The organism is Gemmatimonadota bacterium, from assembly GCA_026706345.1.
GTDB lineage: Bacteria > JAAXHH01 > JAAXHH01 > JAAXHH01 > JAAXHH01 > JAAXHH01.
Window position 1 is genome coordinate 41,202 of record JAPOYX010000198.1, and the last position, 24,738, is coordinate 65,939.

The 24,738-nt window shown below is 61.4% G+C and carries 17 protein-coding genes and 1 tRNA gene; 7 read left to right on the forward strand and 11 right to left on the reverse strand.

Features of this window, described 5'->3' with window-relative positions; all coding sequences use genetic code 11:
* Both OXG98_13335 and OXG98_13340 read right to left on the reverse strand, forming a co-directional pair.
* The coding region (locus tag OXG98_13335) for a hypothetical protein (protein ID MCY3772987.1) at positions 1–2,253 on the reverse strand (2,253 nt) is incomplete at its 3' end.
* Between the two features lie 247 nt (positions 2,254–2,500).
* The gene (locus OXG98_13340; protein ID MCY3772988.1) at positions 2,501–5,536 is read right to left on the reverse strand and encodes a TonB-dependent receptor; all 3,036 of its coding nucleotides are present in this window, start codon (positions 5,534–5,536) and stop codon (positions 2,501–2,503) included.
* Positions 5,537–6,269: 733 nt separating this feature from the next.
* Here OXG98_13340 and thrC point away from each other — a divergent pair.
* The 3 genes from thrC to OXG98_13355 are packed head-to-tail and all read left to right on the forward strand — an operon-like array spanning position 6,270 to position 9,608.
* Positions 6,270–7,595: a threonine synthase gene (thrC, locus tag OXG98_13345; protein MCY3772989.1), complete on the forward strand. Its 1,326-nt coding sequence runs from the start codon at positions 6,270–6,272 to the stop codon at positions 7,593–7,595.
* Positions 7,592–9,103 (forward strand): D-alanyl-D-alanine carboxypeptidase/D-alanyl-D-alanine-endopeptidase, encoded by a 1,512-nt coding sequence (gene dacB, locus OXG98_13350; GenBank protein ID MCY3772990.1) that lies wholly within the window; start codon positions 7,592–7,594, stop codon positions 9,101–9,103. The genes thrC and dacB overlap by 4 nt, the downstream gene beginning before the upstream one ends.
* 34 nt (positions 9,104–9,137) lie before the next feature.
* The gene (locus OXG98_13355) at positions 9,138–9,608 is read left to right on the forward strand and encodes a hypothetical protein (protein MCY3772991.1); all 471 of its coding nucleotides are present in this window, start codon (positions 9,138–9,140) and stop codon (positions 9,606–9,608) included.
* 118 nt (positions 9,609–9,726) lie between these two features.
* On the opposite strand, the gene rsgA is transcribed toward OXG98_13355, so the two are convergent.
* Entirely contained in the window at positions 9,727–10,689 is a 963-nt protein-coding gene (rsgA, locus tag OXG98_13360) for a ribosome small subunit-dependent GTPase A (GenBank protein MCY3772992.1), read from the reverse strand.
* A gap of 79 nt (positions 10,690–10,768) precedes the next feature.
* A complete protein-coding gene (gene holA, locus OXG98_13365; GenBank protein ID MCY3772993.1) occupies positions 10,769–11,821 on the reverse strand; it encodes a DNA polymerase III subunit delta in 1,053 nt (350 codons plus the stop codon).
* Positions 11,822–12,017: 196 nt separating this feature from the next.
* Here holA and OXG98_13370 point away from each other — a divergent pair, with 196 nt between their 5' ends.
* From OXG98_13370 to tsaE, 3 genes are all read left to right on the forward strand, one after another.
* Positions 12,018–12,830 (forward strand): TIGR02757 family protein, encoded by an 813-nt coding sequence (locus OXG98_13370; protein ID MCY3772994.1) that lies wholly within the window; start codon positions 12,018–12,020, stop codon positions 12,828–12,830.
* Between the two features lie 120 nt (positions 12,831–12,950).
* Positions 12,951–14,219, forward strand: coding sequence for a serine--tRNA ligase (serS, locus tag OXG98_13375; protein MCY3772995.1), 1,269 nt, complete (start codon positions 12,951–12,953; stop codon positions 14,217–14,219).
* Positions 14,216–14,713 (forward strand): tRNA (adenosine(37)-N6)-threonylcarbamoyltransferase complex ATPase subunit type 1 TsaE, encoded by a 498-nt coding sequence (gene tsaE, locus OXG98_13380; GenBank protein MCY3772996.1) that lies wholly within the window; start codon positions 14,216–14,218, stop codon positions 14,711–14,713. Before serS ends, tsaE begins: the two co-directional genes overlap by 4 nt.
* A gap of 49 nt (positions 14,714–14,762) precedes the next feature.
* On the opposite strand, the gene lon is transcribed toward tsaE, so the two are convergent.
* The 7 genes from lon to OXG98_13415 all read right to left on the reverse strand — a co-directional run bounded on the left by lon (position 14,763) and on the right by OXG98_13415 (position 23,142).
* Positions 14,763–17,180, reverse strand: coding sequence for an endopeptidase La (gene lon, locus OXG98_13385; GenBank protein ID MCY3772997.1), 2,418 nt, complete (start codon positions 17,178–17,180; stop codon positions 14,763–14,765).
* A gap of 56 nt (positions 17,181–17,236) precedes the next feature.
* Positions 17,237–18,484, reverse strand: a complete 1,248-nt coding sequence (gene clpX, locus OXG98_13390; protein ID MCY3772998.1) for an ATP-dependent Clp protease ATP-binding subunit ClpX — start codon at positions 18,482–18,484, stop codon at positions 17,237–17,239.
* 9 nt (positions 18,485–18,493) lie between these two features.
* The gene (locus OXG98_13395; GenBank protein ID MCY3772999.1) at positions 18,494–19,117 is read right to left on the reverse strand and encodes an ATP-dependent Clp protease proteolytic subunit; all 624 of its coding nucleotides are present in this window, start codon (positions 19,115–19,117) and stop codon (positions 18,494–18,496) included.
* A 12-nt stretch (positions 19,118–19,129) separates the two neighbouring features.
* Positions 19,130–20,377, reverse strand: a complete 1,248-nt coding sequence (tig, locus tag OXG98_13400) for a trigger factor (GenBank protein ID MCY3773000.1) — start codon at positions 20,375–20,377, stop codon at positions 19,130–19,132.
* A gap of 204 nt (positions 20,378–20,581) precedes the next feature.
* A tRNA-Leu gene (locus OXG98_13405) sits at positions 20,582–20,663 on the reverse strand.
* Positions 20,664–20,713: 50 nt separating this feature from the next.
* Positions 20,714–22,432 carry a S41 family peptidase gene (locus OXG98_13410; protein ID MCY3773001.1) on the reverse strand — a complete coding sequence of 573 codons (1,719 nt, stop codon included), beginning with the start codon at positions 22,430–22,432 and terminating at the stop codon, positions 20,714–20,716.
* 110 nt (positions 22,433–22,542) lie between these two features.
* Complete coding sequence (locus OXG98_13415; GenBank protein ID MCY3773002.1) at positions 22,543–23,142, reverse strand: CDP-alcohol phosphatidyltransferase family protein; 600 nt, start codon at positions 23,140–23,142, stop codon at positions 22,543–22,545.
* Positions 23,143–23,539: 397 nt separating this feature from the next.
* Here OXG98_13415 and hrcA point away from each other — a divergent pair, with 397 nt between their 5' ends.
* On the forward strand, positions 23,540–24,571 hold the full coding sequence (gene hrcA / locus OXG98_13420; protein ID MCY3773003.1) for a heat-inducible transcriptional repressor HrcA: 1,032 nt from the start codon (positions 23,540–23,542) through the stop codon (positions 24,569–24,571).
* Positions 24,572–24,738: the final 167 nt, after the last annotated feature.

The following is a 24,738-nucleotide window of genomic DNA, read 5'->3' on the forward strand; positions in this document are numbered from 1 at the left end:
GATGGTATCATCCTCAAATCCCGGAATCCGCCTGTCTGCGGCCAACGGGTTCGGATAAATTACCTCTTCGGGCGGGCTCAGCGTGTTGACCTGATTGCCGCCACCACCACCGAATTCCGCAATCTGGACGTATGGTCCGACAAAATTCGGCGCCGCGAAGTTGTTCACCAGCTTGGGAGATACGAAGTCATACACCCGGCCGATATTGAAATCGGCGCCGAGCGTCAGGCCTTCATGGATAAACCGGGCGTACGGATGGCCCTGCTTGACGGCAGATGATGTCGGATCGCTCACGTCTGTTACGGGTGACGCGCCTTCACTCAGACCCAGATTCGGCGGGATCATCGTACTATTGTAACCAACCGGATGGGCGACCGTCGCCGTCGGGAACTGATCGATGAACCCCGAAGCGCGGTAGACGCGATACTTCGCGAAATCAATAGATCCCGTACCAGGATCACGGGCGGTTTCAGCGTTATTGGCCCACGCCAGCGCGATCGTACCGTTATTCGTCGGGAACACGGAAAGCGTCGGAGGAGGAGGCGGGTGGAACAACGCGCCGCTGGTTGCGCCTCGACCGAAGTTCATGACCTCGGTCATCGCTTTGCCGTCGGCGTCCCGCACAATCGAACCATCCGCATTGTACACCGGAAGAATGCGGTCATTGGAACCATCCCAGTAGTACGTATCATTGGCTGGATTGTACTTGCGCTGCATCCAGACGTCCTGCGCCCGGAGATACACGTCGTACGCACCGTCTTTCCCGGCGCCAGCCAGGTCGACGTGCCAGATGGTCAGGGACTCACCGGGACCCTTGGTGTACGGACCCCATCCCAACGCGTTTCGAATACAACCGGGACCGGAAGTCTCTTCCTTGGTGTCGGAACCCTCATACGGATCCGGTACGATGCCTTTGAACACCCCGTCAAGATCGAAAAGGGTTATGTGGTCATACATCCCCTTCCTCAGCCCGACGCCAGCCCGAAGGCCCGGATTATTAGCCTGCGTCAGGTTACGCGGATCGCCCCAGAGCATACCCATGCCTTCGGCCGACTGCCCGGTCTGCGTCTTGGCGGTCCAGGTGCTGATATCCGTGGTGTCGGTCATCCTGCCGCCGCTTGTGAACAACGTCGCGTTCGCGGTAATGTCACCCGAAACCGCGTTGTTCCGGATCGTAGCGTCGGTCAGATACTTCGTCATACTACCGATGTACCAGTTGTACACACCCCGAAGGTCGGCAACCCACCACTCGTGAGTCTGAAACAAGCCGATGGAGGGCGCTTCGAAGATATCCAGCGCCGCTTCGGCGTCCAGATCTCCCATTGGCCCCCTGCCATCGCCTTCCAGCACCATCAGGGAGGCTTCGCCCACGTGCATGGGATTGAAGAGGCCGAGGGTCGTGTTCCAGAGATAGGTGTCCACACCATCGATACCGGGTGCATCTTCGTCGAACATGGTGACCAGGCCCGAATAGAAACGCGGCCCGTAAGGCGGCCGGTCGAATCGACCTGAATTGATCAGGTCTACCGGGGTCGCGAGGGGCATGGTTCTGCGAAACACGCCGGGAGGCTGCTTGTCGTCACCGCCGCCTCCACCAGAGACGCCTCCGCCCTGCGGAGAACGGGCCACCCCAATATCGAAGTCATAGTTGAAGATCGCGAAGAAGTTCTTGATGACGATGTCTTTCTGGACATTCTTTCCATCTAATAGAATGTCAACTTCGCCTGTAACGTCCAACACGTTGCGAAGAAGTATGAAATCGTTGGTATGGCCGTAGCCGTAACTGAAACTGTACGACTGGCGATGAACGTTAACCCCGTTGTTGGTTTTGAATGTCGTGTCCGTAATAAACGGCTCGCGGTAACCACCCGGTCCTACGGTGCCGAGACCAAAACCGTCGCTTCCCATACCGCCCAGATCCGACCAGTAACCCGTGGGTAGGTGGACCGGCGCGAGCTTCGGGAATCTGTAGACGTTGTTGGTTCCTACGAAAGCGCCCTCGACGCGGTCGCTTCCGGCTCCCGCCTTCGACACGTCGGGAAGATATGCGGTTATCCCGAAGGCGCTCGCCCATAACGGCTGGTCAAATCCGCCCGTCGGGTACGTAAAAGACGGAAAACCCATTGACGGAGCCATGCTTCGACCGGAACCACGCCAACCGTTGTGGGTGAAGGTGTCGCTCAATTCCGAATTCATATTGACCATGTAATGGTTGCCGGCGAGAAATGCCGACTCTTTTTCGCCTATGGCCAACTCCTCCGGAATCCGGCTGTTAATCGGCTCCAGACGATCGCGGGACGGAGCATCAGGCCGGGCGTTGAGAAATTGGGATATCCCAAAAACCGCCAATGCCGCGATTGCGACCGCGCCGGCTACAATATATCGACGCCAATTCTTCAAAACGAACCTCCTTTTCCGGCGACGTCAGGTGATACGCCGCCAGAGCATTCGGGTCGTGAAAGCACGCGATTACGCGCGTGCTTTCACGGATTTTGTGAAACTACCAGGACAGGTTGAGGCCTACCCATATATCGCGCGGTTGATTGTTCTGGGTGCCGATCCCGCCGACGGGTCCGCCGTTTATCCCCACCGGATCGCCACGACGCTGCCAGCGGTCGGAAGCCGAAAAGGTGGAGCCCGTGATGACACTGTAGACGTTTACGCGATCGAAGAGGTTGTTGACCTGGGTGAATACACCGAGACTCACGTTACCCAGATCGAACGACTTCTGCGCATAAAGATCGGTGGTCCAGGTCCACGGAGATCGCCTGGACGAGGCAAGCAGCCCGAGGGGATCGACGATATCCTCACTCGACGTACGGTACTGATTGCCGCTTTGCGCCTTGGTCAGGAACGACGCGGTTATCCCGTAAGGAAGCTCCAACAGCAGGTTCGTTACTATACGGTGGCGCCGATCAAACTGCGTATACTCCCGTATATAGGTCACCGGCACAGGCGTGCCGTCCACGAAATCTGCGAAAGAAGTAACCGTATCACCGTTGCGCTCGCGGAACGACAGTGGCGTAATCAAATCAGTGGTAAACGCCAGGGTGTAGTTGGCTCGCAGGGAGAAACGATTGGCCATCTGCCGCCTGAACGAAAGTTCAAGACCCCGGGTATCCTGCGCGTAAGTGGGAAGCAGGACGGAGATCTCGCGTTGAGAACCGCCGATGAAGGCAGTCTCAGGAGCAAAGAGCCACTGCAGCGGCAGACTGTTCACATCACGGAAATACCCGGTGGCATCCAGATAGTATCCCGGATAAATCTCGGCCTGCAGACCCATTTCGTAGTTCGTCGACTTCTGGTACGGCAGGTCCGGATTTCCGTGATTCCTTTCGAACGGAGAGGACTGCACAAGACCGTCGTACAGGTTGTTCAACGGAGGACGCTGGTTGAATATACCGTACGAGTAGTGCAACGCCGCCCGGTCCGTAATCGGATGGGAGATACCCAGCCGGGGAGCCAGCGCGGTCTTTATCGAAGGTTCGATGGTCCGGTAGTCCGGGTCGTCGTGAATGGTAAGAGGGCCCGAACGAGGACGGAACGGATTGATCGCATTGGCGTTCGCGTTGAAGATATCCAGGCGCAAGCCCGCGTTAACCACCAGGCTGCCGTATTCGATACGGTCCTGCATGTACGCGAAGTATTCGTACGGGTAGACGTGGGTCTGCCGTCCCGACAACGGAAGGATACTATTGGACGGGTCCGCGTTCAATTCGTTGAAAAGCGGCACGGCGGCGCCACGCGCGGGCCCCCGGGCGTTCTCCTCGAAATCATACAGGGTAATTCCGAGACCCGCCTTGAACTGGTGGTTCGACGTGACCTGGCTTGTGATGGAGAAGTTGGCGTCGGTCTTGAACGGGCGCAGACTGCTGTAATTACCGAAATCGATCGACGCGTATGCTTCGTCGCCATACACAAGGTATCCGCTCTGAGAGCCCTGCTCCGTCGGGTTGTAGCCTAGAGAGGAGATGAATTCCGGCGAATCGCCCGGAAGCGGCTCTTTCCCGTACTTGGGATTGTAACGCTCGTTGTACTCGCGCAAATGACTGAAACGGACTTCATAGAAAGTGCGCGTACTGAGCGTGTGGGTGAAAGCTACGTTGAAATGCAGACGACCGTTGTAGGCCTGGTTTCTTCCTTCGGCGATGTACTTCCAACCGTAAGGCGTGCTACGCTGCCCTTTCTTGCTGAAGAAACCCTCATCCTCGATGAGCCCGGACATGGACAGCTTCATACTGGTCCTCGGCCGGTAAGTCGCCTTGACGAATGCATTCATCAGACGGCTGTAGTCGTGAGGATTCCGCCCCCAGCTTTCGTTGAACCGACCGGAAGCGAACCAGTTCAGCTTGCCGCCCAACGGCCCGCCCATGCCGAAATCGATCTGCACCGGGCGCTTCTCGGTCCGGTTGTTGCGGGCGAACGCATTGTACTTGTCCGGGTGAAAAACGCGGTCGACGGACTTGCTGGCTTCGTCGGAGACCGGAGCGCCATTCGTGAGATACGAGAAATTCAGGGACTCGATCTCCGGATTGATCCGATCATAGTCCCAGTAGTAGTTGTCGCGGCTGTAACTCGCCGTCCAACCGTCTGCGGGGCCGGTCGTGATCAACGTATCGAACGGGTCTTTCAGCCTCAGGCCGTCCTCGGCCCTGGCCGGATCATTATTGAACTTGTTCGTCTTCTCGATCGCGTCGTCTATCGCAGTGCGGAGATCATCTTCCGACAGGGTGCCGGCCCGGTACGCGTCGGCCAAATCCATGTCCGGCGGCTTGGCCCAGTTGAGTCCCTTCTGGCCCAGAGTGCGGTATTCGAAGTTACCGCTGAATTGCGAACCGCCGTCCCTCGTTACGACGGAGGTGATACCGGACAGTGCATTCACGTACTCTGCGTTGAACGTACCCGTCTTGACCTCAAGTTCCTGGATCATGTACGGATTGATCTCGAATGCCTGAGCCCTGTTTTGATGCTGGCCCGTCACCGTGGAACCGTCGACCGTGGTCTGCTGGTCCTGGGCGCGGCCGCCGCGGAGGTTTCCGGCGAAGCTGCCCGCCGTGGTCAGGACCACTTCGGCGATATTCACGATGGGAAGCGCCTGGATTTCCTCGGCGTCCACGATGGTCCGCGTGGAGGTAAGGCTCTTCTCCACCAGGTCCCGAGTCGCCACGACCTCGACCGCTTCGGCGGATTCCAGTATCGTGGATTCCAGTTCGAAGTTCAACGTGGTGGTAAGGTCGGCGTTGACTCCCGTACCCACCACACGCAACGGAACGTAACCGATGACGTTCACCACCAGGGTATAGGTACCGGGCGGTACGTTCAGGATGAAATACTCGCCCATGTCATTCGCCATCGCACCCATTACCGTGCCCTCAACGCGAACACTGGCTGCCGGCAGCGGTTCCCGCGTCGCCTGATCGACCACGACACCGGAAATCTTACCCAGCGACAACTGCGCCAGCGCATCCGTCGAGAAACTGAGCAATAACGCAAAGGCGAACGCGAAGCGTAAAGCTCGTGAAATTATGGTAGACATCTAATTCACTCCTCGTTTGACAGAGCCCTTCTGAGTATTGTCAGCTTGCCCCGGCCTGCTGACGGTATCTAAGCATTGCAGACTCAACTTCAAAATCGAAACGTACGTTGGTAACACTCACCTCCCTCCAGCGATAGTAATGGGGCAATAGTATATAATGAATAATCCTAATACCTTTATGTTAGAACCGACATACGAATGGCCGCGTGCAAGGGCGTGAACACGCGACGAAACAACGGTAATTGAAAGCGCAGGAATTCAAATCGTTTATCAAATGCAAACAGCGTGCCAGATTTCAAACGACTTGCCAATACGCGTCCGGCTGTATCCGAAACTCCATGGGACTCTAAGTAAAACAAGACCGTCAGCCGTATTCCGCCCACTGCATGGGGCCGATGCGGACGACAAGAAACACGAAATAAATTTCATCCTTCCATGTAGACTGAAACGAATTGCATAACACGGCCCGAACCCATTACAATATCATACTCATCGCAATACCCGCGCCCGCCGCCATATCTTCCTTGACATTATGCACGGACCCGCATAAGGTGTTGCGCTGGTGATGGTTCGGTTGTGTTTAGTTATTCGCTTGCAACGATTAGTAAGTATATATGCGGTCCTTTTCATAGTCAACATTTTATTTCATTTTTTTCAAAAAAGTACGCGATAGGTAGTTTCGGGCTTGAAGAAAAGCGGGTTCGAGCGGCTGCGGGAAGAAAAGCGGGTTCGCATGGAAAACAGGGCATGGTTTCAGTGCATAGAAGGCTGCAGCGAAACCTATCCTCTGAACGAAATCATCTATCGATGCCGTGTCTGCGGGGGCCTCCTCGACGTCGCCCATGACCTGGAAAGCCTCGGGGCCCGCGGCGCCGCGGCCTGGATGAGGCTGTTCGACGAGCGGTACCGGCGAACGGACTATCCCTACGGGAGCTCGGTCTGGGGAAAGAAGGAATGGGTCTGTCCCGCGGTGGACGATCAGCACGTCGTCTCCATCTACGAGGGCGGCAGCAACCTGTTCTGGGCCGAGCGGCTCGGCAGGGAACTCGGCCTCGACGACCTGTGGGTGAAACAGTGCGGAAACAACCACACCGGTTCATTCAAGGACCTGGGCATGACCGTGCTGGTCTCCATGGTGAACCAGATGATAGCGGAAGGCAAAGGAATCAGGGGGATCGCGTGCGCATCCACGGGAGACACCTCGGCTTCGCTGGCGGCCTACTGCGCCTCGGCGGGCATCCCGGCCATCGTGTTTCTGCCCAGGGACAAGGTTTCCGTGACCCAGCTCATACAGCCCATCTCCCACGGCGCGCTGACCCTATCGCTGGATACGGATTTCGATGGATGCATGGAGATCGTCCAGCAGGTGGCGGAAAACGAGGGCATCTACCTGGCGAATTCCATGAACTCCCTGCGCCTGGAGGGGCAGAAGACGATCGGGATCGAGATCTGCCAGCAGTTCGACTGGGAGGTGCCCGACCTGATCATCATCCCGGGCGGAAACCTGGGCAATGTCTCCGCGCTGGGCAAGGGATTCCTGATGATGGAGGAGCTCGGGCTGATCGACAAGCGCCCGCGCATCGTCTGCGCGCAGGCCGCGCGGGCCAATCCGCTCTACCTGAGCTACCTGAAGGGGTTCGGCGAATACGAACCCGTCCATGCCGAAAAGACCGTTGCCAGCGCCATTCAGATCGGCAACCCCGTCAGCTACAAACGCGCGGTGCGCGTGTTGCGGACCTTCGACGGCAAAGTCGAACAGGCCACCGAGGACGAAATCGCGAACGCCTCCGCCCGGGGCGATCTTACCGGACTCTACAACTGTCCGCACACGGGCGTCGCGCTGGCGGCGCTCTTCAAAATGGTCGAACGGGGCGAGATTCACGCCTCGGACCGTGTCATCATCATCTCCACGGCGAACGGCCTGAAGTTCACCGATTTCAAAGTCGGATACCACGAAAACCGGCTGAACGACGTCAAAGTGAAACATGGACAGTCTCCCCTCGAACTTCCCGCCCGTTACGATGACGTGGTACGGGCGATCGACCGGACGCTGGCATGATGAGAGCGATACCGACCACCGGCGCGACCGCCTTTCCCGTGGCCGGAGCCCTGCTGACCCTTGCCCTGCTCGTCCTCGCCTGCGGCGGTCCTTTGCAGTTCCGCGGCGGACCTTCCGGGCCGGAACGCCGCCTGGCAGAGGACATAGGCCGGATCCTGGACCACCCGGACCTGGCGCCCATGACCATAGGCGTGAAAGTCGTGTCGCCGGTCACCGGCCGAACCCTCTTCTCGCGGCATTCCGGCGGACTGTTTCATCCCGCGTCCAATACGAAGCTGTTCACCGCCGCGGGCGTCCTGCGTACCATGGGACCGGACTATCGCTATCTGACGACCGTGTTCGGCGACGGAGACGCCTATGCCAGGGGCGATACCCTCTACACTTCGCTTTATCTTCTCGGCCGCGGAGACCCACTGCTGGAATCGGCGCACCTGGACAGCCTCGCCGTCGTCGTCGCCGAATGGTGCGGGACGCGGGTCATCGCGGGCGACATCGTCGTCGACGACGCCTACCTGGACGGGGTACCCTACGGCGAAGGATGGATGTGGGACGACGTGCAGTACAGCTACTCCGCCTCGCTGAACGCGCTCTCGGTGAACGGCAACAGCGTGTGGATCGGTGTATCTCCCGGCGCCGCCGTCGGCGCGCCCGTGACGGTCCGAGTGGATCCGCCGACGACGTCCGTCACCTTCGAAGTGGAGGCCCTGACGGCGGCGGCCGGGGATACGTCGGCCGTCGAACCGCTCCGGGTCGAACGGGACTGGCCGGCGCGGTCCAACCGAATCGTCGTGACCGGCCGCCTCGGGATGGACGCGAAAGAGCAGGCATACTACCGGTCCGTCGAAGAACCCGGGCTGTACGCGGGAAACCTGTTCCGGGACACGCTGCAGGGCCGCGGCATCCGCGTCACCGGCCCCGTGCGAAGGGGGATCACGCCGACGCGCGCACGGGCGCTGGCGACGTGGTCATCGCCGGTGCCCGGGGCCCTGGCCCTTTTGCTCAAGTACAGCAGCAACCTGACGGCGGAACTGCTCGTTAAAACCATGGGACGCCACGTCACAGGCGAGACGGGTACGGCCGTCGACGGTCTGGCCGCGCTGCGGGGGGTCCTGACGGACTATATCGCCCTGGACCCGGCCGCCTACCGGTTCGCCGACGGTTCCGGCCTGTCGTGGTACAACTACGTGTCCCCCGACCAGATCGTGGACCTGCTGACGGCCATGTACCACGATGCCGCGATCGGCGGGAGCTTTCGGGAGGCATTGCCCGTCGCGGGAGTGGACGGCTCCCTGAGGAACCGGATGAAGGATACGGCGGCCATGGGCAATCTCCGGGCGAAGACCGGCACCCTGACCGGCGTGAGCTGCCTGAGCGGCTATGTAAGCACCCGGGACGGCGAACCCCTGGTCTTCTCGATCATGATGAACAATTTCGTCGGCCCGGCGTCGACCGCCCGTCGAGCGCAGGATGAAATCGGCGTCCTGCTGGCGGGTTTCAGTCGAAAGTGACCTGATTGAATCAACTGCCCGGAAGGGGTCGAACATGGCGGGTTCCAGGGATCCACACGTAGAAGGCCGGGTCAACCGGGCGCACTATTCGAGCAAGACGGAACTGTCGGCGCGGCTTTTTGCCGTCCTGGACCTGACTGCGGAGGATCGGGGACTGAAGCTGATTCCCCAGCTCTCCCGGGCGGTGAGGCGGGGAGACGTCCTGGAACTCATCTGCACCGACGAAGAAGACGCCGGTCCGGGTTCGAAGGTGAACCGGGCCGCCTACATCGGCTTCGCGGAAGTTTCGGAAACGGGTTTGCTGCTGTGCGGCGATACCGTCACCGTCCGGCAGGAAGAGATCGGGGAGATCGCGGGATTCGACGAGACGCACCTGCCCAACCATCTGAACGTCGTGCTTCGGTCGAACCGTTGCGGCACGGGCCGAGAAAGAGAACTTCCCCTGGACGTGCCGATCACCTTTTCCGGCATATGCGCGGATACGGACCGGGACATCGGATTCTGAGCCCCTGGCCGGCCGCCTGGTACGCCGATCGCCCGATCCGTCGAGCGCCTGGTCCACCTGCCTGGCCCACCCGGCACCGGTCCGAAGACCCCGCGCGGCCAACGGCGTTCCTCCCAACCTACCGTCCGCCGGCCAGTTCTTCCCGCAACGCGACGTAACTGTCGTATCGCTCCCTGGACACGGCTCCCGCCGACAAGGCGGTCCGCAGGGTGCAGTCCGGTTCGTGGACGTGCGTACAATCGTGAAACCTGCAGCCCGACAGGTGGTCGCGCATTTCGGGGAACAGTTCCGGCAGCTCGCGGGGCGACACGTCCCACAGGCTGAATTCCCGGATTCCCGGAGAATCGATGACCAGGCCGCCGGCAACGAGCCTGTGCGCGGCGAGATAGGTGGTGGTATGCCGGCCCCGGCCCGTCGTCCGGTTCACCTCGCGAATCCGGAGTCCCAGACCGGGCTGTATGGCGTTGAGCAGGGAGGTCTTTCCCGCGCCGGACGGACCCGCGATCGCGGATGTCCTGTTCCGTAGCGTGGCCTTCAGCACATCGACCCCCTGCATGGTCACGGCGCTGGTCGGGATGACGCGGAAACCGGCCCTTGTGTAGATCCCCGGTATATCCGGATCCGCGTCCGTCGCCAGGTCTATCTTGTTCAGGCAGATGACCGGGGCCAGGTTGCCGGCTTCCGCGGCCACGAGCAGGCGGTCCAGCAACTGCAGATTCGGCTGCGGGTTCCTCACGGCGAAGACGACGACGAGATAGTCGGCATTGGCGATCATGATCTGCTCGACGCGCCGCCTGCCGGGGGCGAGACGGGAGAGTTTCGAGCGGCGGGGAAGCACCTCTTCTATGGCGCCCGTTTCCCCCTGGTCCTCCACGACGCGCACGCGGTCGCCGATGGCAACCGGGTTCACCGCTTCAATGCGGCCGACCTGCTCCACGGAGTGATGCCGGTCGTCCCGCTCCGGATAGATCAGCGCTTTCTTCATCCTGCTGCGCAGCGCGCAGGCGAGGATCCCGTGCCGGGTCTCCACGTCGAACACGCCCCGGTGTTCCCTGATTACGATGCCTTCCATGGTATTCATGATCGAAATGCCGGCTCCCCGGCCGTTTCTCCGGCCATCGTTTCCCGATTCTCCGGTCTGGGCCGGCCCGGTTCGCCTGTCAGGCCGTCCGGGTCCATGCCGCCTGGTCCGCCTGGTCCGCCTGGCCCGCCTGGCCCGTGCACAACGTGTACAACAGCCGCCGCATGACGAGTTCGGGCGACAGCGTGCTGGTCTTCAGCGCTATATCGGCCTCGGACAGCGCCTCGAAACCGTTTAACAGGTCTCGTCCCGCAAGGAGCCTGGACTGGGCGGCGTAGCGGTTGTAAAACCGGTTGAACCCCCAACCCAGCTGCAGTTTCTTCTTGATATCGTCGTCGTTCCGGCGCTCCCGTTTCAGGAACCGTATCTTCCAAAGTATCACCAGATGACGGACGAAGAGCGATACGATGGCCTGGGGCGCGTCGCCGCCGTCAATCGCGCGCTGGTAGGCGCCCAGCGCCCTGGCCAGGTCTTTCTCGCCCACGGCCTCGGCGATGTCGAATACCGAACCTGCGCGAACGGGTCCGAGCGAACTTTCCACGTCTCCGGCCGCTATCGTTTCCCGGCCGCCGACGAACACGGCCAGCTTTTCCAGCTCTCCGGCCAGTTCCCCCAGGTCCTGCCCCACGACGGCCTGCAACTGGTGGGCGGCCTCCGAGGTCAGGCGCTTCCCGTAGCGCCGCGCGTGCTGCTGAAGCCATGCCGGAACCCGTTCGGGAAACAGCGGGTAGAACACCACCGAAACCGCCGCCGCCGCCAGCCGTCCGTACAGTTTGGTCTTCAGGTTCACCCGGGGCGCCTCGAGCACCAGGACCGTGCTTGACGCGGGCCGCTCAGCGTAATCCGCGACGGCTTCCCGGTCCTTCTGCGGCAATCGGTGGAAATCCCTCGCCACGACGATCCGGCGGTCCGTCATCATGGGCACCAGCGATGCGGCCGTCAGGATCGCGGTGGCGTCGCTTTCGTCGCCGCGAAACACGTCCAGGCAGAACGCTTCCGTCCCGGGGTCGATGACGCGGGCGACCAGGGCGTCTATGGCTTCTTCCTTCCGGTACGCCTCGTCGCCGGTGAAGAAGTACACCGGATCGATCCGGCCCCGCTCTATCTGTTCGATCAGCTGTTCTGGGTTCATTTCGGCACCTTGCCGCCGAACCACGGCCGACCGTATCGGGCCGGGCTCATCCAGCGGCGCAAATCGGGTTACGGGACACGCAGCATACAATATATATTCAAGTCAAGCCACCTGATACCTTCAAGTCAAGCCGCCTGTGGCATACCTCGACCGAATCCGGGCATTGAAACCGGGTCGGCAGAACGGATGCTTCGACATGACGCGCATCGACCGGACCGCGATAGGAGACCGCCTGGAAGAACTGTACCGTTCTTTCGACTTTTCGATGATCTCGCCTGATCCGCTCGAAGTGGTGAGACGCTTCAACCGACCGGAAGATCAAGAGATCGCCGGCCTGGTCGCGGCTTCACTGGCCTACGGCCGGGCTGAATTGATCACGGGAGCGGCCGCTGAAGCGTTGGGGAGGATGGGGGAAGCGCCCCGGGACTTCGTCATGGGCTTCGACCCGGGACGGGACGGCGGACGATTCGACGGGTTCGTATACCGGTGGACGCGGGGGCGAGACCTGTCGATGCTGGTGGGGCTCATGCAGCAGGCCCTGCGCCGGCATGGCTCCCTTGGCGCGCTCTTCGCCCGGGGCCACCGCGCATCGGACCCCCATACGGGTCCCGCGCTGAGCCATTTCACCGATACGCTCCTCGGGTACGCGCGGGAGGATCACCCCGCGGAACGGCGCGGGGCGAAAACGGGGATCCGCTACCTGTTGCCCTCCCCGAGAACGGGAAGCGCCTGCAAGCGGATGAACCTCTACGTCCGCTGGATGGTACGCCGGGACGCCCCGGACCTGGGTCTCTGGCAGCGTATTTCCCCCTCCAGCCTGGTCATGCCGATCGACACCCACGTGGCCCGGATTTCCAGGCGGCTGGGCCTGACGTCCCGCCGACAGGCGGATTGGAAAATGGCCGAGGAAGTCACGCGGGCGCTGAGAAGATTCGACCCGGACGATCCGGTGAAATACGACTTCGCCATGTGCCACTGGGGCATGCTGGAGTTCAGAAACCGCCGCTGATTCGTTTCTGCTTGCCGGGAACGGAAGTATCTTCCTATTTTACCGTGTTTTGTAGCGGCCAGGCATCCACAGGATCCACGAAAAAGACGCAGTCCCCGGTCACACGGCCACGGAGGGAACATGCTGGACCAGCGATTCGTCAGGAACAATCCCGAAACGGTAAAGCAGGCGGTCGCGAACAAGAACGAGCGGGTCGACGTCGACCAGTTCCTCGACCTGGACGTCCGGCGCCGGGAGCTGCTGCAGACGAGCGAATCGCTCAAACAGCAGCGAAATACCGTGTCCGACGAAATCGCGCGCATGAAGCGCGGCGGCGAAGACGCTTCCGCGCGGATCGAGGAAATGCGGGAGGTGTCCGCGCGCATCAAGGATATCGACGCCCACCTGGCCGGCATCCAGGACAGCCTGCAGTCCGTGCTCGAGCGCCTGCCCAACATCCCCCATCCCACGGTGCCGGTCGGCGCGGACGAAAGCGCCAACGTGGAGGTGCGCCGCTGGGGCGCCACGCCCGAGGTGGAGTTCGAACGCAAGGCCCACTGGGACCTCGGGGAAGCCCTCGACATCATCGATTTCCAGCGGGCGGGCAAGATATCGGGCAGCCATTTCGTCCTCTTCAAGGGAGACGGCGCCAGGCTGCAGCGCGCGCTGATCCAGTTCATGCTCGACCTCCATATCCAGAAGCACGGATACACGGAGGTCATCCCGCCCTTCATCGTCAACCGCCAGAGCATGTTCGGCACGGGGCAGCTGCCCAAGATGGAAGAAGACATGTACCGGACGGACCTGGACGACCTGTTCCTCATACCCACCGCGGAAGTCCCCGTCACCAACATGCACCGCGACGAAATGCTCGCCGGGGACGACCTGCCGATCTGCTACACGGCCTACAGCCCCTGCTTCCGCCGCGAAGCCGGCTCCTACGGGCGGGAGACCCGGGGACTGATCCGGGTGCACCAGTTCGACAAGGTGGAGATGGTCAAGTTCGTCCGTCCCGAGACCTCCTACGATGAACTGGAAACGCTGGTGAACGACGCGGAGGAAGTGCTGCAGTTGTTGAACATCCCCTACCGCGTGGTGGTCCTGAGCACGGGCGACCTGAGTTTCGCCGCGGCGAAGTGCTATGACCTGGAAGCCTGGGCGCCCGGCGTAAACCGCTGGCTGGAAGTCTCCTCGTGCAGCAATTTCGAGGATTTCCAGGCGCGAAGAAGCGGTATCCGATATCGGGACGAGGACGGCAAAAGCCGGTTCGTGCACACCCTGAACGGATCCGGCATGGGCATGGCGCGGACCCTGATCGCGGTTCTCGAACACTATCAGACCGGGCGGGGCAGCATCCGCGTACCGGAGGTGCTGGTACCCTATATGGGCGGGTTGAAGGAAATCGGGTGAGTGCTCCCAATCATTCGAACATGCCGGCAATTCCTGAACGGATCAGATTCGATTCCGGAAGCCCCGATCAGACGGCGCGTCTCGGAGAGCGCCTGGCCGCGCGGCTGGAGCCGGGAGACACGGTGCTGGTAACCGGCGATCTCGGCGCGGGAAAGACCCGTTTCATCCAGGGGATATGCGCCGGCCTGGGCATCGGCGAACCGGTCACGAGTCCCACCTTCACCCTCGTCAACGAGTACGACGGTCGGCTTGGCCGACTTCGAGTGGCCCATTTCGACTTCTACCGGCTGGACAGCCCGGATTCGGTGCTGGAACTCGGCTTCGACGAATACGTGGACACCTGCGTCTGTCTCGTGGAATGGGGCGACAAATTTCCGGAGATCATGCCCTCCGACGCGATCACGGTGCATATCGAAATCGGAGACGGAACGCGTAGAGTGCTGGAGATAACCGGCGGCGGCCTCGTATCCGATCCGGAAGAGGCGGCGCCCTGACCGCGGCGACACCGGGCGGGAACAGACGGGGCCAGACGGGACCGGGTGGCTAAAGGGGTTTTATAGCCGGCTGCGCGACGGCCTGATTGGGGAGCAGGGCGGGAACGTGGGATTCCACCACGGTGATGCCCATGGCTCGTTTCAGCACTTCGTCCATGGTCGCCACCGGGCGGAGATCGATCCCTTCCTTTACTTCCGGCGGTACATCCACCAGGTCCTTCCGGTTGCGCTGAGGGATCGCCACTTCCCTGATACCCGCCCGGCGCGCGGCGATCAGTTTCTCGTTCAGCCCGCCGATGGGCAACACGTTTCCGCGGAGCGTGATCTCGCCCGTCATGGCGATATCGCACCGCACCGGCACGCCGGTCAGCGCCGAACAGAGCGCCGTCGCGATGGTGATCCCGGCGGAGGGGCCATCCTTGGGGATCGCGCCCTCGGGCATGTGCACGTGAATCTCGACGTTCTTGTAGAAGTCCGGCTCGAGTCCCAGCGAGGCCGCACGGGAACGGGCGTAGGTGAGTGCCGCGTGGGCCGACTCCCGCATCACTTCGCCCAGCTGGCCGGTAAGCGTCAGCCTCCCCGCGCCACGGCGGTTCAGGACGCTGACCTCGATGGTAAGGATATCGCCTCCCGACTGTGTCCAGGCGAGTCCCGTCGCCAGGCCCACCGAATCCTGTTTCACGACTTCCGAATCCAGGTAACGCGGCACGCCGAGGTGATCGGAAAGCTGCCTGCGCGTAACCTGCATACCTTTTCCCGACTTGCCTTCCACCACCTTTCGGGCCAGCTTGCGGCACACGGCGGCGATGTGACGTTCCAGTCCCCGGACGCCGGCTTCTCGCGTGTACTCCCGGATGATGCCCAACAGGGCTTCCTTCCTGAAGGTGACGCGCTCCTTCTTCAATCCGTGGGCTTCCACCTGCTTGGGTACCAGGAAACCCCGGGCGATGGCCAGTTTCTGGGTTTCGAGATAGCCGGGCAGCTCGAGGATCTCCATACGGTCGTTCAGGGCCGGGGGGATGGTGTCGGTCGTGTTGGCCGTCGTCAGGAACAACACCCGGGACAGATCGTAATCCACTTCAAGGTAGTGGTCGTTGAAAGTGTTGTTCTGTTCGGGGTCCAGCACCTCCAGCAGGGCTGACGCGGGGTCGCCGCGCACGTCCCGGCCCAGCTTGTCCACCTCGTCGAGCAGGATGACCGGATTGACGCTCCCGGCGCGGCGCATCGCCTGTATGATGCGTCCGGGCATGGAACCGATATAGGTCCGGCGATGGCCCCGTATCTCGGCTTCGTCGTGTACGCCGCCGAGAGACATGCGGACGAATTTGCGGCCCATGGCGCGTGCGATCGAACGGCCCAGAGACGTCTTGCCCACGCCGGGCGGACCGACCAGGCACAGGATCGGACCCTTAAGGTGCCGGGTGAGCTGGATCACCGACAGGTACTCGAGAATGTGTTCCTTCGGTTTTTCCAGCCCGTAGTGATCGGCATCGAGGACGGACTCCACTTTTACGATGTCCCGGTTGTCCCGCGTCCGCTTTCGCCACGGCACCTCGACGAGCCACTCGAGGTAGTTGCGGATCACCGTCGCTTCGGGCGAGGTGGGATGCATCTGCTGGAGCTTGTCCAGTTCGTTCATGGCCTTTTCGTGGGCCTCTTTAGGCATCTTCGCGTCTGCGATCTGCTGTGCCAGGCCACCCAGGTTTTCCGGCAGGTCCTCCAGTTCGCCCAGTTCCTGCTTGATCACGCGCATCTGCTCCTGGAGGAAGAACTCCCGCTGCGATTTGTGAATCCTTTCCCGGACTTCGCCGTCGAGCTGGTTCTTGATCTCCAGGATCTCCAGCTCCGTGGCCAGAATGGCGGCCAGTTCATCGAGCTGCTCGGTGATCGAGGGCGCCTCGATGAGCCGCTGCTTGACCTGGGGGCTCTGCTGGATGAAGGCCGACATCGTATCCACCAGGCGCTGGGCGTCATCCATGTTCTGCAGGGACAGCAGGATCTCGTCGGGCGCCTGCTGGTTCAGCTTGATGTACTCCGAGAACTGATCCACGACCGTCCGCAGTCTCGCCTGCACCTCCGCCTGATTGTCTTCGGTTTCCTCGACCAGGGCGATCTTGACGCGCATGTAGGGGTCGGTGGACAGAAACCGGACGATCCGCGCCCGGACGATCCCCTCGACGAGTACGCGGATGAGGCCGTTGGGCAGCTTTACCACCTGCAGGATCCGGGCCACGATCCCCGTTCTGTGTACGTCCTCCTTCACGGGGGTTTCGACATCCGGGTTGCGCTGGGCGGTCAGGAAGAGCAGACGGTCGTTGTTGACCCCGTGCTCCAGGGCCTTGATGGAAGCGTCCCTCGCAATGATGAGAGGGTATTCCATGTACGGGAACACGACCACTTCACGGAGCGGTATGAGGGGCAGCTTGTCGTCGAATGTAATGGGGTCGGTGCGTTTCAGGGTAATCATGGGAAATCGTCGGACGGCTGGTTCGCGGGAACGGGCAGGCGGACCGCGGGTGGAGGTCAGGCGCTCTGCTTGCTTTCCTTGCCCTGGACGTAGACGGGCGGCGCTTTTTCTTTCACGGTTTCCTCCGTAACGACGACCTCGCGCAGGTCGTCCCGCGTCGGCGCGTCGAACATCACGTCCAGCATCACTTCCTCGAGGATGGACCGCAACGAACGCGCGCCCGTCTTCTTGTCCATCGCCTCCTTCACCACAGCCTGGAGGGCTTCGTCCGTGAAGGTCAGCTTGACGTCTTCCATTTCGAGCAGCCGCTGGTACTGCTTCACGAGGGCGTTCCTGGGCTTGAGCAGGATTTCCATCAGCGCATCGGCGTCGAGTTCGCCCAGCGTGGCGATCACGGGCAGCCTGCCGATGATTTCCGGTATCAGCCCGTACTGCAGCAGGTCGTCGGGTTCGACCCGGGCGAGGAGTTCACTCGTATTGCGGCCCGCGGAATTCTTCGACACGCCGCCGAATCCGATGGTCCCTTCCGCGGTCCGCCGTTCGATGATCTGGTCGAGATCGTCGAAAGCGCCACCGCAGATGAAGAGGATGTTCCGCGTGTTGATCTGGACGAAGTTCTGTTCGGGGTGTTTCCGGCCGCCCTTCGGAGGTACGTTGGCGATGGTTCCTTCAAGCATCTTGAGCAGGGACTGCTGCACGCCTTCTCCCGACACGTCGCGGGTTATGGAGGGGTTGGCCGACTTGCGCGCCACCTTGTCGACCTCGTCGATATAGACGATGCCGCTTTCCGCTTTCGGCACGTCGTAATCCGCGGCCTGGAGCAGGCGGACCAGGACGCTCTCCACGTCTTCGCCCACGTATCCGGCTTCCGTGAGCACCGTGGCATCCGCGATGCAGAAGGGCACGTGCAGCATTTTCGCCAGGGTCTGGGCCAGCAGCGTCTTCCCGGTGCCCGTGGGGCCGATCAGCAGGATGTTGCTCTTCTCCAGTTCCACTTCGTCCTGCGCGGCGCCGTGCTGTATGCGCTTGTAATGGTTGTACACGGCAACGGAAAGCACCTTCTTGGCCTGTTCCTGGCCGATGACGTATTCGTCCAGCGCCTCCTTGATCTCCGTGGGCAGGGGGAGGTGCTCGACGGTCGACAGGGTGCTGCGGCTCATCTCCTCGGCGAGGATCCCGTTGCACATCAGGATGCACTCGTTGCAGATGTATACGTTCGGACCCGTGATGAGGCGTTCCACCTCGTCGGCGTTTCTATTGCAGAAGGAGCAGCGCAGGTCCCGCGACGCCGGTCGTTTCTTCATGATCCCGTCCTAGGCGGTTTTCCCGTTCAGCGATTCCGCGATGGCCCTGGAAGCGGCGGTTTCGACCACGTGGTCCACCAGGCCGTATTCGACAGCCTGCTCGGGCGACATCCAGAAGTCCCGGTCGGTATCCGCTTCGATCTTGTCCACGGACTGGCCGGTGTGATGAGCCATGATCTCGTTCATGGTCCGCTTCATGCGAAGCATTTCCTCGGCCTGGATCTCGATATCCTTGGCCGTGCCGGCCATGTGGGGGATGGAAGGCTGGTGAATCAGTATGCGCGAATAGGGGAGGGCGTACCGCTTTCCGGTTGCGCCCGCCGTGAGCAGAAAGGCGCCCATGCTGGCGGCCATGCCCAGGCAATAGGTCTCCACGTCGGGCTGGATGAACTGCATGGTGTCGTATATGGCGAGCCCCGCGGTTATGCTGCCGCCGGGACTGTTGATGTAGAGCTTGATGTCCTTCTCGGCGTCTTCGTACTGCAGATAGAGCAACTGGGCGATCACCAGGTTCGCGATGGTGTCGTCGATCGGCATGCCGATAAAGACGATGCGGTTCTTCAACAGCAGAGAGTAGATGTCGTAGGCCCGTTCTCCCCGGCCCGTCTGTTCGATCACCATCGGCACTAACATGATGCGCTCCTTCTACTCCGTTTGTATGTCGGCGTGCTGCACGAGGAATTCAACGACTTTCTCTTCTCTTAAATCCGCTTCGATGCGTTCCAGCCGTCCGTTTTCCTGGAAAAGCCGCCGGATCTGGTCGACCGAGGCCTGTCCCCGGCCCGCCAGGGCCTCCAGCCGCTCGTCCACTTCCGCCTGATCCACCGTCAGCCCTTCCTGCTCACTGATGGCGTCCAGGATGAGATGGCGCATGATCTGGCTGCTGGCCACCGGCCGGTACTGCTGACGAAGGGCGTTTTCGTCGACTTCGTCCCGGCCCCGCGCGGTGCGGCGCGCGTCCGCCACGACCTGGTCGAGGTAGGCCGTCATCATGGATTCGGGCACTTCGAAATCGTGGGCGTCCACGATCTGCGTGACCAGGTCCCTGCGCAACTCCAGGTCCGGTTCCCGTTCGATTTCCTCCCGGATCGACTGTTTCAGGGCGTCCAGGCTCTCCATGCCGATGTCCACCGCGAAGTCGTCATCCACCTCGGGCAGTTGCCGCTCCAGCACCTCCCGGACGCTCACGATGAAACAGGCGTCCTGACCGGCCATGCCCTCATCGGGGTAATCGGACGGCAGGGTGGTTTTAACGGATCGGTCCTCGTCCGCCCTGACACCGACGAGTTGCGTATCGAACCCCTCTCCGAGGCGGCCTGATCCGATCTGGAAAAACTGGTTTTCCTCCTTGCGTCCGATGATCGGCACCCCGTTGTCGTCCGCGTGCTGCACATCGGCCCGGATAAAGTGATCCTTCTCCGCCTCCCCGTCGATCCGAACCACGGTGGCGTATCGTTCCCGCAATCCTTCGAGCCGCTTGTCTATATCGTCATCGGAAACGTCCACCACCCGCCGGGTCACCCGCAATTCCTTGTACTGCTTGAGTTCTATGGCGGGTTTGACCTCCACGCTGGCCCGCAGTTTCAGGTCCCGCCCTTCGTCATAGTCGATCTCCTCGATCACGGGCCGGCTGATCGGCTTGATCTCGGCGCTTTCGTGGGCGCTGTTGAGGTATTCAGGGATTTTCTTCTCGAGCACTTCCGCCCGGATTTCATTGCCGAGCCGGGCTTTGAGCACGCTGAGCGGAACCTTTCCCCGCCGGAACCCGGGAAGGCGCACCTCTCTACTGTAACGCGCGTAGGCCGCGTTCAGTTCGGATTGAATCGCATCGGAAGGAACTTCGATCTCCAGGACGCGTTTCCAGGGTTTGGGTTCGGACACCGTGTAGTTCAAGCCAACTCCTCCCGCGCTCTTGCTCATGATTACGAGAACACCAGGCGCCGGTCTTCCGTAAAACCGGCGGACGACGACAGGCCCGGACCCGAAAGCGCCCGCCCGTCGCTTGACAAGCCGTGGTAATTAACCGTGGAGAGGGGTGAATGTCAACGGAAAAGAGCCGGGGCTCCAGCGCCCTGCGACCGAAGATCCCGGACGTGATGCGAGAGGGGGGAGTCGAACCCCCATGGGTTGCCCCACTGGATCCTAAATCCAGCGCGTATACCAGTTCCGCCACCCTCGCGCAGCCTGTGTACCTGCCCCGGGATGTATACCTGCCGCTTCCCGTCGCCTTCATTCTTCAGGGCCGTTTCCGAGCAGCTTCCGGTATCTTTCTTCGTCTTCGAGTATCGCCAGGGCCGCCCTGATCTGCGGATCGTGTTTCGTGGCGAAGGCGTACCGTCCCGTCGTTCCCCAGAGCTTCGCGCTGATTTCGGTCCCGATGCGGACTACGAGCAACTCCCTGTGCCTGAGGTACTCCAGTTCATGCTGCCGGTTCAGCTTCATCCGCAGATCGGCGAGCGATTCCAGCACATCGGTGGACGCGGGACGGTCCAGGCGGTCCAGGCGGTCCAGACGATCCCGGACGATCTCTTCCAGCTCGTCGAGCGTCCGTTCCGCCGTGGAGATGTATTCGAAGGAACGCGCTTCGACGAACCGGCGGAAGGCGTCGATCATAGCGTCCGATACGTCAAAGGTCGCCTGATTCGCATCGGGTTCGCCCGACACGTAGTGGGAGGCGAACTTGATGAACAGGCTCTGGTTGTTCAGGGCCTGTATCAGGTGAGGGTATTCGGGCACCGCGATCTCGACGTCCGGCGTGATGCCGCCGCCGCCGTACACGGTCCGGCCCAGGTTCGTCTCGTACGTCTCCGCTTCTGTCTCGTCCGCCTGGCCCGCATCGCCGCGCGCCGCATTCGACGGGCCGGGCTCGTTCAGGCTCGCCCTGGTTTTCTGTATGAGCCTGCCGCTCGGCGTATAATACCGCGCCGTCGTGATCTTCAGGGCCGTTTCCTTGTTCATGGGAAAAATCTGCTGCACCGAGGCCTTGCCGAGGGTCGGCTGGCCGGCCACGACGCCGCGGTCCCAGTCCTGGATCGCTCCGGCGACGATCTCGGACGCGCTGGCGCTGTACCGGTCGACCAGGACCACCAGCGGCGTGTCCTTCAGGGTAAAGGTATCGGCGGCGTGGTAGGATCGCTGGTCCGTACCGGTACGCCCCATGGTGTAGACGATGAGACGCTCTTCTTCCAGGAACTTCCCCGCTACCTCCACGGCCTGCTCCAGCAATCCTCCCGGATTGCCGCGCAGATCGAGCACGTAGCCCCGGGCGCCCTGTTCTCCCAGTTGTTCCAACGCCTGTTCCACCTTGTTCGAAGCATCTTCGGTAAACTGGTTCAGTTTGATGTAGCCGACCGCGCCTTCCAGCATGCCCGCGTAAGGAACCACCGGTATGGTGATGATGGCCCGCGTCAGGGTGAAGTCGATAGACGCCGCCTCGCCTTCCCTGCTGACCGAAATCGTCACGGAAGTGCCCGGACTTCCCCGGAGGAGATCCGCCGCCTGAGAGACATCGATGTCGGCCGTGGACCGGTCCTCAATCCGGACGATGCGGTCGCCGGTCTGCAGGCCGACGTCGTAGGCGGGCGTATCGTCAAACAGCGCGACAACGACCAGGGCGTCCTCCTGCTTTTGAATCTTGATGCCCAATCCGCCGTACTTCCCCTGGATCTGCATCATTTTCATCTCGTCGTTCTGCTTTTTCTCCAGAAACTCCGTATAGGGATCCAACGTGGCGAGCATGGCGTGGATGGCCGCGGCTATCGCTTCTCCTTCGTTCAGGTCGTCCACGTACCTGGCGCGGATGCGTTCCACGACCTGTTGCAGGAGCTTCAGGTCGTACTGCTGTTCGCCGACCGCCTGCACGCGGTCATACCTGAGCAGCCATCCGGCGCCCAGCAGACCGATGAGCAACAGGCCGATCAGGGTGATTCTTCTGTTACGCGCCCGCATGACCCGAACTCCTGTGGCGTAAACCCGCCATGCTTCGTACCGGGGCCGTAAACGGCCGCCGGCTCGTCTTCCCCATTCCCGACGGCGCGGGAATCTTCATGGAACTTTCCTCACCCTTTGGATTTCCTGCGGATGTGGAACAGACGGGTAATGGCCGTGAAATTCGACACCACGGCGATCAGAACCAGGGCGACGGGAAGGTACGTCTCCCCGAGCATCGCACCCAGTCCGAGACAGATGATCCGTTCCGGCCGCTGCATGAGCCCGACGGTACACTCCTGCCCGAGCCCCTCCGCCCGGGCCCGTACGTAACTGACCATAAGGGAGCCGCTGATGGCCATCACGGACGCCAGCACCCACCAGGCGCTCAGATCGCTGTCGCCCGCGCTGAAAAGGTAGAAGGCGATGATGCCGATGAATACGGCAATCTCGGCATAGCGGTCCAGCGTGGAATCGAGGAGCGCCCCGAAGGTGCTTCGGGTCCCCGTTTCCCGGGCAAGGTGCCCGTCAAGCACATCGCAACTGCCGCCGATGAACATGACCAGCCCCGCCCACCTGAAAGCGCCTAGTCCGAAGAGACAGGCCGAGACCAGGGTGATCCCGAAGCCGAGCATCGTCAACGCGTTGGGATGAATCCCGAACCGCACGGATGTACGGACGAAGGGCCCCAGCATGTTGACGTACCATGTCTTCACTTTCGAACTCAGCATGGCATACTCCCGCATCAGGCCGCGACGCGCTTCCGCCTGCACCCCGCTCTGTCTTTTCCCGCCTTGTGCCGCAGAACGCGACCAGGGTAACCGACGTATTGCAGCGAGGGTTTTCATTGCCGGAAACGTGATGCCGGAATATAGCCGGCGCGCCCCCCCGCAGTCAAGGAAAAGTCGTTGAGAGCCCGGGAGAAAGGCGTTCCCGGGATCCAGCTTTTCGCTTGACATCATCGGGTGCGATTCGTAATTAAAGTATCGGGTTTTTAGCGTGATCGTCCGCCTGCGGAAGGCATGGAACATCACGGTTCCACCTCGGGTCGGTTCGGGGCCGTGCCGCTTCCGACACCTGGCCTGTATGACGTCCTCCCATTCAGACAATACAGACCGCGGGATCGAAATGGCGTATACACTTCAGACAGACCGGGACAAGGATATACTCCGGAACCTGGTCGAACACCATGTAACCACGGGCCAGCCCGTCGGCTCCAAGTCGATTGCCGGCAACGGGCCGATCGCCGTGAGTCCGGCGACGGTGCGCAATACCATGGTGAACCTCGAGGACGCCGGTTACATCACCCGGCCCCATCCCTCCGCCGGGGGCGTTCCGACGGATAAGGGTTACCGGTACTACGTGGATACCCTCCTTCGCATGCGGCCCATAAACAAGCGGGACAGGGAGCGCATCAACCTCGAACTGGAAAACGACTGGTTGAGCGTGCAGGAACTGTTGAGCCACACCGCGCACATCCTCGGCCTGGTGTGCCGGGAAGTCGGTGTGGCGCTGGCGCCAAGGCTGTACGACGGAAGACTCGACCGGGTGGAACTGATACCGGTCGCCCGACGCAAGGTGCTGCTGGTGCTGACCCTCACTTCCGGCCTGGTCCGGAGCATCGTCGCCGAACTCGACGCGGATATTCCCGCGGACCGGCTCGCCGACGCCAACTGGTTCCTGAACGAGCGGCTGAACGGCTGCTCCCTCAGGGAGATCAAGGGGCAGCTCGACGAACGCCTGGAGGACGCGCCAGGGTCCAAGCGGAAGATCGTCCAGCTGTTCATCCAGTATAGCAATTACCTCTTCGATTTCGAGGAGAACGAGAAGACCCATATCGGCGGCACGACCTATATCGTGTCGCAGCCGGAGTTCGTGACGGATTACACGAAGCTTTCGTCGCTGCTTCATTTTCTCGAACACAAGCGGACGGTGGCCCATTGGCTGAGCGAGCGCCATCATGAAAACCGGATCGCCGTGACCATCGGACACGAAAACGGCCAGAACGAAGTGCAGTCCTGCAGCGTGGTGACGTCGACCTATCGAATCGGCGACATGGCGGGCATTATCGGGGTAATCGGCCCGACGCGCATGCCTTACGCGCGCCTGATGTCCGTCGTCGGGTACACGGCGAGATACCTGAATACGATATTCGCGTGAATCCCGCGGTTTTCGTCCCGATCCAGTTTACCAGCGGACGTGAGCGATCACGCCCGCTTCGTTTTGGCATTCCGGGCGCGACCGGGTGTGACCGCGCGGACCGAATAATATAGAAACGAATATAGACACGAGGTTGTTACGGGTTAGAGACTGGAGGTTGTAAACCA

Coding starts and splice junctions, on each gene's coding strand:
- holA (MCY3772993.1), bottom strand. CDS start 11,821: ATGAACCCAGAACAGCTGATCGAACAGATAGAGCGGGGCCGGATCGAT.
- OXG98_13370 (MCY3772994.1), top strand. CDS start 12,018: ATGACGCGCATCGACCGGACCGCGATAGGAGACCGCCTGGAAGAACTG.
- serS (MCY3772995.1), top strand. CDS start 12,951: ATGCTGGACCAGCGATTCGTCAGGAACAATCCCGAAACGGTAAAGCAG.
- OXG98_13340 (MCY3772988.1), bottom strand. CDS start 5,536: ATGTCTACCATAATTTCACGAGCTTTACGCTTCGCGTTCGCCTTTGCG.
- OXG98_13395 (MCY3772999.1), bottom strand. CDS start 19,117: ATGTTAGTGCCGATGGTGATCGAACAGACGGGCCGGGGAGAACGGGCC.
- clpX (MCY3772998.1), bottom strand. CDS start 18,484: ATGAAGAAACGACCGGCGTCGCGGGACCTGCGCTGCTCCTTCTGCAAT.
- OXG98_13415 (MCY3773002.1), bottom strand. CDS start 23,142: ATGCTGAGTTCGAAAGTGAAGACATGGTACGTCAACATGCTGGGGCCC.
- hrcA (MCY3773003.1), top strand. CDS start 23,540: ATGGCGTATACACTTCAGACAGACCGGGACAAGGATATACTCCGGAAC.
- thrC (MCY3772989.1), top strand. CDS start 6,270: ATGGAAAACAGGGCATGGTTTCAGTGCATAGAAGGCTGCAGCGAAACC.
- OXG98_13355 (MCY3772991.1), top strand. CDS start 9,138: ATGGCGGGTTCCAGGGATCCACACGTAGAAGGCCGGGTCAACCGGGCG.
- OXG98_13410 (MCY3773001.1), bottom strand. CDS start 22,432: ATGCGGGCGCGTAACAGAAGAATCACCCTGATCGGCCTGTTGCTCATC.
- lon (MCY3772997.1), bottom strand. CDS start 17,180: ATGATTACCCTGAAACGCACCGACCCCATTACATTCGACGACAAGCTG.
- rsgA (MCY3772992.1), bottom strand. CDS start 10,689: ATGAATACCATGGAAGGCATCGTAATCAGGGAACACCGGGGCGTGTTC.
- dacB (MCY3772990.1), top strand. CDS start 7,592: ATGATGAGAGCGATACCGACCACCGGCGCGACCGCCTTTCCCGTGGCC.